This is a genomic window from Metabacillus bambusae (assembly GCF_017497975.1).
Taxonomy (GTDB): domain Bacteria; phylum Bacillota; class Bacilli; order Bacillales; family Bacillaceae; genus Metabacillus; species Metabacillus bambusae.
In genome coordinates, this window is record NZ_JAGDEL010000018.1 from 24,296 (window position 1) to 37,422 (window position 13,127).

Below are 13,127 nucleotides of genomic sequence, written 5' to 3' on the forward strand. Positions count from 1 at the left end.
AAAGTACCAAAACTAACAGTGAGCTTTAACAGAGTTTAGAAAAAAACTTAAAATTGTTGCTATTTTTTCCATAGCAGATTGATTTATAATCATGCTATTATCAAAGAATTGTGGGGTTAAAAAATCATCAGCCCCTTTTTTAACCAATTTATTAAAGGAGTACCGTCTATGAGGTATAAAAGGGAAGAACCATTCCGTTATGAATTTAATCCCCCGCTATCTTGCACTTTTAGCATTGTTGAGATAGATAATAAAAATATAAATACTGGAAATGCTGATGGCCATATTATTGACCTTAGCCCAAAAGGGGTAAAACTGACCTCTAAGCTTAATATCCCCTTAGGAAAGCAAGAGGTTAAAATTAAATTAAATTTTAGAATAAATATAGATATGATTTATGTCGTTGGTATATTAGTGTGGCGAAAGGAATTAAATCACCTAGGCTTCCAATACGGAGTTAAGTTTGTTAATATTTCTGTGCTTCCAGAAGTGATCATGGAAGAATTAAAAACCTTTATTAAACAAAAAAGTTATCAATAATAAACGAAAAGAGGCTGACAATTTATTAAGTCAGCCTCTTTCTATTGGTAGCAATTCAATCTCCCACTTAACTCGATCATTCATCTTCCTCTGTCATACTTTTAGTTCTTTTGTCTTTGGTGGTCAACGTGTGATTATACTGTTTAAGAAACTCATTAATGATCTCTTCGATCAATGTAATTTCAGCCTGGATGATATCAAAGTATTCTGGTTTATATGTTCCTTTTTTAAGTAACTGAAACAAACCTTTTATTGAAGTCATCGGGTTCCTAATTTCTTGAGCAACTTCAGCAGCTATCTCTCCTGCAATTGTTAACTTTTCAGATCTCCGCAAAAGTTCTTCAGCTTTACGCTTTTCAGTGATATTTCTTGCCACCCCAATAACATGCTGAACATTCCCTTTTTCATCCAAAATCGGTGTTAATACCGTCTCAAAAATACAGAAGCTACCATCAAGCTTGTTGAGTCTAATTTCTCTCTGAATTGCTTGCTTTGTTCTTATCATTTCCATGAAGTTTAACTTATGCTTCTCTTGATCAGCTTCAGGGAAAAGATTAAATAGTTTCCTGCCTTCGAAATGACTAAGCGGATAACCGAGGACTGTTTCATGAGAAGGAGAAGCGTACACCGTTGTCCCATTCACATCATAAATTGAGATAAGATCTTTCATATTTTCAGCCATTAGGCGATACATTTCTTGACTTTTGCGTAACGCTTTTTCTGTTTCTTTCAATTTTGTTATGTCGATACATGATCCAATAATCTCAACAATTTCTCCGCCTCTTTTAATCGGACTTAAAGCAGCAAGATAATATATACCATTAAGTTCACCTTCGTACGTTACATTTTCCTCTCCATCCCATGCTCTTTGATAAAATTTTGTTTTCTCTTTTGCTTTTTCAACTGGTATAAAATCAATTAATTCTTTTCCTATCGTTTGTTCTGGAACAAGGCCAAGTTGATAAACTAGTTCTCCGTCGAATAAGGTATGAATAAATCGTCCATTTACTTTTTTGAACTTCATGGTCATCCCTTGCTGTAGACGAATCGTTTCTTGAAGTTCTTTTCTTGCATTTTGAATTAATTTTTCAGCCCATATACGATCATTTAGATCTTGAGAAATTCCACATGAGGTCACTATTTTTTCAATGTCCTTAAACTTGCTTTCAAATTCTTCCGCTAGAACTGGTTTACTAAAGTAATATCCCTGACCTTCATTACAGACATATTGTTGAAGAAATACTAAATGCTCCTTCGTTTCAATCCCCTCTGCTACAACATTTAAATTTAAGTTATGAGCCATTGAAATGATTGTTTTTAAAATTGTTTCGTCATTAAGATTATTATTGAGGTCACGTACAAAAGATTGATCGATCTTTAATGTATCAACAGGGAAACGTTTTAGATAATTCAAGGAGCTAAAGCCTGTCCCAAAATCATCGATACTAATTCGTACGCCTAAACGTTTTAAATCCTTTAAAGTAGTGATTGTCCTTTCAATATCTGTTGTCATACTTTCGGTAATTTCAAGCTCCAAGTATTGTGGATCAAGCCCAGTATCATTTAATATTTTTGCAACTGCATGAACTAGGTTAACTTGAGAAAATTGCCGTGCTGATAAATTCACAGATATAACCATGTCCGAAAATCCTTTATCATGCCATGTCTTGTTTTGAGCACAAGCTGTATATATGACCCATTCGCCTATCGAAATAATTTGTCCTGTTTCTTCTGCAATTGGGATAAAAACTGCAGGAGAAACAATTCCCCATTCTGGATGATTCCAACGAATTAAAGCCTCTGCTCCAGAGATTTTACCTGTTTTAAGATCTACTTTTGGTTGATAGTGTAAGACAAGCTCATTTCGTTGGATTGCTTTGTGCAATTCCATTTCCATTTCTAAAGAATTGTAGCTACTTTTATCCTTATTTGAAGAATAAAATTTATAAGTTTTCTTACCAGCAGACTTTGCTTGGTACATCGCAAAATCAGCATGTTTAATTAAGATCTCACCCGTTTCACCATCATCAGGATATAAGCTAATCCCAATACTAGGAGAAGTAAAAATATCATATTCGTTAATTTTGGTAGGCTTAGATAGCACTTCAATCATTCGTTCTGCGATCTTTGCTGCATGATCACGATCGACATTTTCCAAAATAACAATAAATTCATCTCCGCCCTGTCGGAATACCATATCATTTTCATTTACAGAGCACTTCAAACGTTCCGCTACTTCTTTTAATAATTGATCGCCTATTGTATGACCTAATGTATCGTTTATAACTTTAAAACGGTCAAGGTCAATAAATAAGACTGCCTTTTTCGTTGAACGTTCTAATCCGGTTGACAAACATCTCTCAAGCATACTTCTGTTTGGCAACCCAGTTAGATGATCATGATACGCCATATGTTGTACCATATCCTGCGCTTTCTTTTGCTCTGTAATGTCCTTTGCAATTCCATAAATACCCACAATTTCCTCTTCAATAACAATCGGAATATTTGTTACATTTACATAAACTAGTTTCCCCGATTTATGAACAACGTTTAGATAAAGTGTTTCTGTACTCCCTTTCATTGCATTATCAAAAGCAGTCTTTGCTTTTGATAATTCATCCGGATGGATAATCTCTTCAAATGACATATTATATAACTCAGCTGAACTGTAACCTGACAGTTGTTCAGTTGCTTTGTTAACATTAGTAAATTTCCCTTTTAAATCAAAAGAATAGACCGCATCTTTGTTATATTCAAAGAGAGACTGATAACGTTGCTCGTTGATCGTTAATTGTTCTTCGAGTACCTTCTGTTCAGTAAGATCTTTCCCCATTGCTAAAAGCGCTGGCTTACCATTATACATAATTTTTGCTCCAGAGCCCTCTACAACAATTGGTCTTTTATCAAGTGTAAAAAGCTTATATTCCTGAAAATGTTGTTCCTTGCCCTTTAATACATCTTCTACTTGATTCTTAAAGTGTTCTAAACTATCAGGATGAACGATTTTTTCAAATGATGTTCCAATTAATTGATCCGCATGAGAAGCACCATATAATTTCATCGCTTCAGGATTTGCGTAAACAATGATGTCATCTTGACTTACAAGCAGTGCCATAGGGGATTTCTCAACTAGATTACGATAACGTTCTTCACTTTCAATAAGTTCATTTTCTACCTGTTTCTTTTTCGTGATATCTCTGGCAACTAAGACTACATCATTCACTTCACCTGATACAGAGACAATCGGCATTCCAACTGCTTCTAAATAGACATAGTGTCCATCTCTATGCTTATGGCGAAATTCAATTTTTTGTTCCGATTTTGTTTGAATAAGCCTTTGATTCCATTCATCTATTCGTTCTCTATCTTGAGGATGAACCAACTCGTTTGATTTGCGATTAAAGTCAGACATTTTATACCCTAAGACTCGTTCCATCGATGCAGAACAAAACTTCATCCTACCGTCAGTTGAAAATAGCGCGACAATATCTGAAATATTTTCTGTTATTAAACGATATTTCTCCTCATTTAATGCAAGTTCAGATAAAATCCGCTTTTGACTTGAGATATCCTTTGCAATTCCATATACACCAACAATTTCGTCATTTACAATAATAGGAACATTTGTAACACTAACATGTACAAGGTCACCATTTATATGAACCAACACACTTTCATAATTTGTTGCTGTACCTTTTGCTGCTTTCATAAAGTGTTTATTTGTTAATTCGTAATATTCAGGTTCAATCATCCGTTTAAAATGCTTGTTTTCCCAATCTTCAACTTTATATCCCGTGATCTTTTCCAATGCTTTATTTATTGATAAAATCACTCCATCTCGATCCAGAGTAACAACGATATCAGGATTATGCTCAAAAAGAGACTGATAATTTTGTTCAGTTTGTGCTAATCTTTGTGACTGGATGGTAAACTTTCGATCTATTATAGAAATCAAAATAAAAAAGAAAAGAATAACTACACTACCTACTCCTAGTCCGACAATTAAGTAAATATTATGGTTGATGGTGGTATGCTCAGAATCATGAAGATGACTGTTTATTCCTACCATTGATAAATAATGCAAACACATTAAGTTAATTCCTATAAGAACCCCGCTTATCATCTTCATACCAAAAACACCTAATGAATGCGATGACATATTCCTCATAAACATTTTTAGAATATAGAAGGGGGGTAATAAGGCACATAGCATCGATACTAAAACTGAGAATAAATTGTATTCAATATGACCATGAAATGACTTTATTCCGATAAAATGAAGTACGAGAAAGCTTAACCCCCAAAAAAGACTAGCTAAGTGGCTATGAGCTTTACTTTTTTTAGCTTTTGTACTGATTACTAATGTCAAAAACATAAGACTTATTGCAACTAGTAAAGAAATAACTACAAGAGATAAGTCAAATGAATGATACGGTATAAAAGCAAGCATTCCTAAAAAATGCGCCGTCCAAATTCCAATACCGATAGTAAAAGAACCATACAATATCCAAAATGTTTTCTTTCTCCCTACTTGGTTCGAAAGTCGGTAAAGAATATCAAAACCTGTATACGAAGATAAGATCGCAATAATAAATGAAATAACACCAAGTAATGGATGATAATTAGCAAAAATCGAATTAATCACGTAGTTCACCTCAAGTATAGTAAGAAAGAGAATATTCTTCTAATAGAAAAAACAGACCTAATTGCTGATGTCTTAGTTATTCTTATATTATCCTCTATTATCCTCTACAGAATATAAACGCTGATTATATAAATAAGTCGTTTTTTAATAGAAGGTACTTCTTTACATTCCATTAAAAAACGGCTCATTACTTCGGAAAGGGTAGTAAATCTAAGATTTATTATTTGAAAAGGCTATTTTAAAAATTAAAATAGCCTCTATGTAGTACCTTAGCACTACACCATTATAATCTAAACATTAATATCTAGGATTAAATAGAAAATTGAATAACTACTCTTCCAGTCTTGAAAAAAACTATAGCGTTTTATACAAATACACCTTCACCGAGAATATCTGGTAGCTGCAAAAGATCAAAAACGTCCATCACTTCAGTTCTAACCTGACCAACAGTTACCTTTGTTCCCGACTCATGTAATGATTGTACCAAATTCATTAATAAACCCATCCCTGAAGAGTCCACAAATGGTACCTCAGCGAAGTTTAAATTGACTGTTTTGTAGTTTAACAAAGCTGGGATTAGTTCCTCTTCAACAACTTCAGTACCCTCAATATCTAAATCTCCCGCTAGTTTGACTTCTAAATGATCCTTCTCTTGATGTAATGAAAATTTAATCATACGATTCTCCCCAATACCATTATTCAAATACAATTCTTTCATTTTCATCTAAACGAGCATGAACTCGATATTTTGTTTCATTAAAGGTATACTTTACATTGCCGATTTTTATCACAGTACCTTCCATTGCTTTGTTCATCTTAATAGTTTGATCACTAGGTACTGAGATAATTGTTGGTGTTCCACTTTCCGCTCCTACTTCATTCATTTCTACACCTAATCTTCCGTACACTTCTCCACCACGAATGATACCATTGATTTTTAATGCCCCACCTGCATGTATATTTGTATTGATACAGCCTTGTCCTAAGATTAAAACATTCCCACTACAATATAACCTGCTATTTTGTGCATTTGGAATGGTAATAAAAGAGTTCGGTTCAACGGGTGTATCACTTAGCTCCTGGAGTTCACTTATTTTATAGGATAGTTGTTCAATTCGTTCTAATGAAGTCACTTCATTTGTTAATGATAAGAATAGCTGTGATAAAGAGATAGAAACTTCCCTCCAGCGATCATCATCTAAATATTTCTCACCCCTTCTAACAATTTCAACATATTGCTTTGCTAAAGGAGGAAAGTTTTTAAATTTCTTCTCTAGTAATATCCGGATTAAAGGTTGTAAGCCACCTCGAGAAAAATCACTTGATTTAAAAGCAGGACTTTGTGTAAGCTGTTTGATCAAGCTGATTATTTTTTCGATATTTTGATTGATTCTTCCAAGTAAATGACCTAATTCAGTAACAAGTAGATTATTTTTTCCAGCTGAAAGTTCTGATCCAACAACATTACCAAAAGTAGTGATCGCACCTGAAGCAGTGATAGTAGCAAAATTTACTGCTTGATGAATAATAATACCACCCTCTGCTTCAACGACCATGTTTTCTGCTACTTCTCCAATAATCTCAACATCGCCCATGAACCTTATATTCCCACTTGATAAATCGACATTACCAACATGTGTAAGCTTTGGCATAATCGATATTTTTACAAGCTTTCCTCTTTGTTCAATCCGCGGTCGCCCTGATTCAGTTGAAACGATCTTATCATCGAGTAACACAATTCCATTTCCTGCTTTAAGAATGATAGGAACAGTTTGTTTAGCAGGGATAGGCTCATTTGTTACGGTATACCCGATTTGCCCTGGTATTGGCGGATGAAGGATGGCAATCAGCTTCCCTCTATCCACTGAAGGTATTGTTTTCATCTCTCGATAGTCGACTTGTCCGGTTCTCTCCTTTTGTTCATCCTGTGAGTCCAACTCAATTTTAAATTCGATCCAACCGTCTTTTCCAGGTGTCGGACTCTTCCCACTAGCAATTTCAAATGTACTAGCTTGCTTTGTTTCCATGGCTTTTTTTAATTCATCTAGGTTAAACCCATGCTTCACCTGTAATGCTTCTAACCTTTGCATAACTTCTGCTTCATTCAGTTTATGTTGAATCTCTTTAATTTCTTCCACTATAAGATCAATGTGATGGTCTGCAACAATATCTGGTATTGTCCGAGTGATCTTATAGCCTGGCTCTACATGTAAAAGGACTTTTAATTTATCTTTATCTATCGTGACTTTCCAGCTTGTTGCTATTTCTTCGTTTTCAACCTTGATTTGATACACGTCTTTTTCTGAAATAATCGTTGTTTTTTCCGATACCCGTTGATTATTTTTGTACAACTTAATCCCCTCATTAACAGTGACTAATGGGAATTGAGTTGGTGAAGATTTACAATATAGCTGTCCATTCCTTACCCAGACCTTTCCTTCAAGGGAGTCAGTTTTTGCCTCAAAAACAGGAGGTTCGTCTAGATTTCTTGTAATCGGAGTTGCATCCAGTCCTATTTTTTCTTCTGGAAAATCTGAGACAAGCTGCTCTAAATCTACCTCTTCTATTGGTTGTTGATCATTTTTACTAACAGAAGGAGTTTGTTCTAGCCTTGTAAGCTTAACGACAGCTCCTTTTGATCCAATCCCCAAGAAACCCTTCTTTTCATTCTGAATGATTTCAATATTGACCTCTTTTTTTGTGGCATCCAATAAATCAAGACCCAGTTTTATCGCATCGTTTATATCTTTACCTTTTGAAACTATACTTTGCATCATTACCCCACCTATATAGTTAATACTGGTGAATTAAAGCTCGTTATATCTGATTTTTCATTCGCAATTTTTAATAGAACCATTGTGATATCATCCTTTTGCGGCACACCTTGTGTAAATTCCTGAATCGATGCCATAACACACTTTTCGATTTCTCCAACAGCTTTATCCTGATGTACAGTTAAGGTACCTATTAAACGTTCTATTTGATATTGTTCACCAGCTTTATTTGTAGCCTCGACAATTCCATCTGTATAAAAGAATACAGTGTCATTATTAGCTAACTTGATCGATGCTTCAGGGTAATTTTGATTAGGAAGGCCACCAACCATAATCCCTGATACTTTCGGAAGAGATGTTACCTTCTGATTATTACTATCTATAAACAAGGGTAAATTATGCCCTGCATTGGCAAAGGTGAGAATACCTGTTGTTGGATCCCAATCTGCACAAAATAAAGTGACAAACGATTTTAATGTTCGTAAATCTTCATATAATGCTTGATTCATAGAAGTTAAGGTTTCTCCTGGACTTTGTGTACTTTCAGCTGCACTACGAAAGGCTCCCCTTGTTAAGATCATCAACATCGCAGCAGGTATACCTTTTCCCATTACATCTCCAATGACTATCCGGATTTTCCCGTTTACTAATGGATAAAAATCGTAATAATCACCGCCAATTAAGCGTGCAGGGAGGGAGGTTCCAGATACTTCACCACCCTCAAATGTTGGAGTTTTACCATTTAGTAATTTTGACTGGATGTTTTTCGCAAGATTGATTTCTCGTTGTAAAGTCTTATTCATTACCTCATTACAATCAGCATGGGAAAAGGAGCGTCCATCATAATACATCAAACAACCTCCCCATGAAAGGCTTCGAGGATTTTATATAAACCAACTGTTTCGAAAACTGTATGAGTAAGTTCATCAATCCCTTGAAGTTTTAATTTGAAGTTTTTTTCCTGTGATAAGTAAATCGCATTCATGATTGAGCCTATGCCTGTTGAATCGATAAATTCAAGACTAGAAAAATCAATGATTAATGCTTCAATATCTTCAAGCTCTTCTAAATAGGGATCGATAAGATTTGTTGTTGTAATATCTAACATTCCATTCAGCTGAAGGATAATGGAAGATCCTACAACTTCTTTTTTTACTGTAAATTCCATTGCATCCCTTCCCCCTTTTGTTAAGTTTGATCATTTTAGCAAGTAGAGTTTAATTTGCTACCTTTTATTCTCCAGAATCAAAAATTAAAATAATCGTTGAACCTTTAGAGGAAGTATATAGTAACACTTGCTTCGTCATTTTCATCATTAAAGTAAATCCTTGTCCCATTGACCTTTTAGTGGAATATCCTGCCTGCAACGTTTGCTTCGGCAAATCCTCGAGAGAAAATCCAGGTCCTTTATCCTCAATCACAAATCGTACTTCATGATTTTCCACATCTTCTATAAGTGTCATTTTTCCGCCTTCACCGTGCTTTATCGTATTCGTAATAGCTTCCGATAAAACTAATAACCAACTCATGATCTTCGTTTTATTAAATCCCCGATTTTCAATGCTATCCTTAGCATGATTACGACATAAAGGGATATCAGAACGGTCTTTAATTATTCCCTCACAAAAGACATGCCCTGACTTATATTCTGTTACTTCTTCTTTAGAGATTAAAAGAAACTGCCCCTGGGTTGCAGCAGAAATGACATCCCGATAAACTGTCCATTTGATATCATCAAGATTCGTTTCATTATGTGTGACAGTATTATCTTTACCTATGGCTGGAGAAAATAATTCCAGTTTATACATTTCGTAAGCCTTCAGCATCGCATTTTGGATATCATTTCTTAATTCAGTCTTTTTAACTTGTTGTTGAATATCTAAATTTTGCTGGCTCCATTTCAACATCAGTTCACTCAAATATAGAATAAATTCTTTTTGCTGTGTTTCTTCGTTAAAAATTTCAAATGTATGATTAGTAAAGGATTTTAAAAACAAATAATCTTCATCATTATATTGAAGATATTGACATATCTTCATTGCAAGAAATCCTCTTTTATTCATAAAAGAGAGGTCGGAATAAGACAATTCATGCAAGGGAGACGGAGTCTTAGGTTGATTTTCAATTCCTTTATCCGATCTTTTCATTACTTTATCTAATAACCGTCTCAAGCACGTCCCTCCCTACAGGATTCCAAGCGGAGGCATGATCGTTATTTCGTCGACAAATGCTCCTTGCGGTTGACCAATGATTGAAACTAGGTGTTTGGCAATTGTATTTGTTGGAATCATTTTGGATAAGTCAGGTTTTGACTCTATTTTTTCCCAAAAACTGCTACTAACTGAACCAGGAATAACAGATGTAACTTGAACCCCTTTTTGACGAAGCTCTGTCTGTAATACCTTTGTCAGACCTAATACCCCAAATTTTGAAGCAGAATAACCACCACAACCAGATAATGCAGTTGTACCTGCAACAGAAACTAGATTTAGAATATGGCCTTTTCTTTGTTCTGCCATATGTTTACCGAAATATTTACATGTTAAATATGTTCCACGTAAATTAACTGAAAGCATTTCATCAAAGTCAGCTGTTGAAGAGTCAATGATGCTTTCAAACACGCCAACACCTGCGCTATTTATCAGAACATCAACTGTTCCAAAATGCTTGATAGACTTTTCATAAAACGCACTTACCGATGCTTCATTTGTTACATCCAGTGGTAGAGTTAAGACGTTATTTGTTAAATCTTCTTTGTTTTGTCTACTTCCTAATACTAGATTTACTTCTAGTTCTTTGAGTAACTCTGCTGTTTCTTTTCCAATCCCTTTACTCGAACCTGTTATTGCGATCGTTTTCCCTTTAAGTTGTTGATAAGTGTCCATTCTTTCTCTACTCCTTACCAGGTCCATAATATTCAAAATAGTTTTTCTCAGTCTCATATAAGCCAATTTTGAATAGATTATTTAATTTAGGAGCTAGCAACTCCCACGCCACAACTGCCACATTTTCCGAAGTTGGATTTAACTCTTGAAATTCTTCGGTATCAAGATTTAAGTGTTTATGATCAAACTTCTTCATGATTTCCTGGTCGACGATTTCATCTACATTAGCTAAATTTGCAATCATACCTGTTATTGGATCAGGTTTCCCACTGACAGTTACCTCTAAGTAGTAGTTATGTCCATGTCCATATGGGTTATTACATTTCCCAAAAAGGGCAAGGTTTTCTTCATTACTTAATTGGTCACTATGCAACCGATGTGCTGTGCAAAAATGATACTTTCTCGTTAGTCTAACCATTGAATTCTCCTCCTGCTCGGCATATAAGAAATCATTTTCCCTTAAACGAATTTTATGCAGCTGACAATTCTCTATTTTTCCGTCCAATGAATCCCATAGATATGAAACAATATTTTCGGTTGTAGGAATGTTTTTCATAAAGTATGGGACTTCTTTATTTAAAAACTTCCCGTCTAATTCCTCTTTGACAAAAGACTTTACTACTTTATCAATATCAGTAATGTTAACAACAATACCAGATTGACTATCTAGCTTTCCTTTGACCATGACCTCTAGTGTATAGTCGTGTCCGTGACCATTTAGATTACTACATGGTCCAAAGGCCTTAACATTTTCTTCCTCGCTCCAGTTTTCTATGCGGTAGGAATGAGCAGCAGAAAAATATAGTTTTCTTGAAAGGTAAAGCATGATTGAACCTCCTATCATAATGTCAATCTTAGAGGTACATTTAGTAATTACTAGCTTAATGTGACCCGATTTTTAAATCTGTTGATACTATCAATTTCACTGAGAATTCCTTACTTTGTTTAACATGTAACTGTACCCGAAAACATCTATTATTCTCACAAAGTTACCTACATGTTCGATACTTTGAATCCATTTACTATTAATCTGATTTTCAATTTCTTTAGCCTGACTAATTAAAGTTTCTCTTTCTTTTTTATAACTATTTGTTTTTTCGTTTATATGAATCATATTAAATTTATTTCGCTCAACATGGACAACATGGTATAAAATCCATTCGAGTGGATTTTCAATTTTTAGCGAATAGCCGTCTTTTGTTTCTATTAGAATAGGTCTCGAAATCGTTCCTAGATTTTCTTCTGAAATACTATCACCCATTGAGGGCATCAAAAGATTAAAAGTGATATGACCATTAACCTGTAAATCAATATCTGATAGATAACTTTGAGCATAGATATTTGTTACTTGATCACCAGCAAATTCTTTCAATGTTTCTAATTCGTACATAGAAAATGGAATAGCTGTTTTTTTTGTATAGGTTGTACCATTCAAGTAATTCGGATTAAATCTTTCAACTAGTGAATGAACATGAATAGTAATATTCCTTTTAGAGAAACGTTTTTCCATTGTTTTTAAAGAATACGCATGATTATCACAGGCAAACCAACGTCGATTTAATTTTTCAGCCACATAAGGAATTGTGCCGCTTCCACTATAAAAATCCCCAACTAAATCCCCTTCTTGTGTAGTTGCCTTAATGACCCTCTTCAATAACGCTTCAGGTTTTTGAGATGGGAAATAAGTATTTTCTTCTCCTAAGTCATAACCGCCAACATCATCCCAAACTGATGGATAAACAATGTCTTTCTTTTTGGAATAATTACTTGTCTTACTATAGAAAAATAGTGTTTCATGTTGATAACCAAATTGATCAATGCCAAATGTCCAAGGTGTTTGACTATGCTTCCAAATAACCTCCATCAAACAATGAGCCTTACCGAAAACTTCATCTAATTTTATTTTGACATAATGACCCATGATTTGATTCGTTTGTAATACAATCAGCCCTGTATCGCTCAATAATTCTTTGGCAAGTTCCATTCGGATTTTGTAATCTTCTAAATACAAATTTGGTTGAAAATGATCACGGATACTTTTTGCTTCATCCCATGGGTGGACAAATTCAATCCCTTGGTCATTATGCATGGAAAATATCAGGCCCGAGTTAAAAGGACCATCTAAATAGATCATGTCAAATTTCCCACTGTAACCTTTATCTATTAACTGTTTCATAATATGTTGATTATCGCCCAAAACGAAGGAACGATTAATTATGTCTAAATCGGGGTAAATATTCACATTCATCCATCCCTATTTTTTAAATTTGGAGGGAAGTTACC

Annotated in this window: 10 protein-coding genes; 1 reads left to right on the plus strand and 9 read right to left on the minus strand. The window is 34.5% G+C overall.

Annotation, left to right across the window (positions count from 1 at the left end):
- Positions 1-168 precede the first annotated feature (168 nt).
- The gene (locus I7822_RS20105; RefSeq protein WP_207980860.1) at positions 169-540 is read left to right on the plus strand and encodes a PilZ domain-containing protein; all 372 of its coding nucleotides are present in this window, start codon (positions 169-171) and stop codon (positions 538-540) included.
- 76 nt (positions 541-616) lie between these two features.
- Here the strand turns inward: I7822_RS20105 and I7822_RS20110 are convergent, their stop codons facing one another.
- The 9 genes from I7822_RS20110 to I7822_RS20145 form a co-directional block, all read right to left on the minus strand.
- Complete coding sequence (locus tag I7822_RS20110; RefSeq protein ID WP_207980861.1) at positions 617-5,185, minus strand: PAS domain S-box protein; 4,569 nt, start codon at positions 5,183-5,185, stop codon at positions 617-619.
- A 364-nt stretch (positions 5,186-5,549) separates the two neighbouring features.
- Complete coding sequence (locus tag I7822_RS20115) at positions 5,550-5,861, minus strand: STAS domain-containing protein (RefSeq protein ID WP_207980862.1); 312 nt, start codon at positions 5,859-5,861, stop codon at positions 5,550-5,552.
- A 19-nt stretch (positions 5,862-5,880) separates the two neighbouring features.
- Complete coding sequence (locus I7822_RS20120; RefSeq protein WP_243459575.1) at positions 5,881-7,962, minus strand: flagellar assembly protein A; 2,082 nt, start codon at positions 7,960-7,962, stop codon at positions 5,881-5,883.
- Positions 7,963-7,970: 8 nt separating this feature from the next.
- The gene (locus tag I7822_RS20125; RefSeq protein ID WP_207980863.1) at positions 7,971-8,810 is read right to left on the minus strand and encodes a PP2C family protein-serine/threonine phosphatase; all 840 of its coding nucleotides are present in this window, start codon (positions 8,808-8,810) and stop codon (positions 7,971-7,973) included.
- Positions 8,810-9,127 carry an STAS domain-containing protein gene (locus I7822_RS20130; protein WP_207980864.1) on the minus strand — a complete coding sequence of 106 codons (318 nt, stop codon included), beginning with the start codon at positions 9,125-9,127 and terminating at the stop codon, positions 8,810-8,812. Before I7822_RS20130 ends, I7822_RS20125 begins: the two co-directional genes overlap by 1 nt.
- 64 nt (positions 9,128-9,191) lie before the next feature.
- Entirely contained in the window at positions 9,192-10,130 is a 939-nt protein-coding gene (locus I7822_RS29965) for an ATP-binding protein (protein ID WP_243459576.1), read from the minus strand.
- 12 nt (positions 10,131-10,142) lie between these two features.
- Positions 10,143-10,844 carry an SDR family oxidoreductase gene (locus I7822_RS29970; protein WP_243459577.1) on the minus strand — a complete coding sequence of 234 codons (702 nt, stop codon included), beginning with the start codon at positions 10,842-10,844 and terminating at the stop codon, positions 10,143-10,145.
- 7 nt (positions 10,845-10,851) lie between these two features.
- On the minus strand, positions 10,852-11,670 hold the full coding sequence (locus tag I7822_RS20140; protein WP_207980865.1) for a 6-carboxytetrahydropterin synthase: 819 nt from the start codon (positions 11,668-11,670) through the stop codon (positions 10,852-10,854).
- Positions 11,671-11,766: 96 nt separating this feature from the next.
- Positions 11,767-13,086, minus strand: coding sequence for a DNA-methyltransferase (locus tag I7822_RS20145; RefSeq protein WP_207980866.1), 1,320 nt, complete (start codon positions 13,084-13,086; stop codon positions 11,767-11,769).
- Positions 13,087-13,127: the final 41 nt, after the last annotated feature.

What these genes read in the sequence shown, in the direction of transcription:
- I7822_RS20105 (WP_207980860.1), top strand. Translation starts at nt 169, where the DNA reads ATGAGGTATAAAAGGGAAGAACCATTCCGTTATGAATTTAATCCCCCG.
- I7822_RS20115 (WP_207980862.1), bottom strand. Translation starts at nt 5,861, where the DNA reads ATGATTAAATTTTCATTACATCAAGAGAAGGATCATTTAGAAGTCAAA.
- I7822_RS20120 (WP_243459575.1), bottom strand. Translation starts at nt 7,962, where the DNA reads ATGATGCAAAGTATAGTTTCAAAAGGTAAAGATATAAACGATGCGATA.
- I7822_RS20125 (WP_207980863.1), bottom strand. Translation starts at nt 8,810, where the DNA reads ATGTATTATGATGGACGCTCCTTTTCCCATGCTGATTGTAATGAGGTA.
- I7822_RS20130 (WP_207980864.1), bottom strand. Translation starts at nt 9,127, where the DNA reads ATGGAATTTACAGTAAAAAAAGAAGTTGTAGGATCTTCCATTATCCTT.
- I7822_RS29970 (WP_243459577.1), bottom strand. Translation starts at nt 10,844, where the DNA reads ATGGACACTTATCAACAACTTAAAGGGAAAACGATCGCAATAACAGGT.
- I7822_RS20140 (WP_207980865.1), bottom strand. Translation starts at nt 11,670, where the DNA reads ATGCTTTACCTTTCAAGAAAACTATATTTTTCTGCTGCTCATTCCTAC.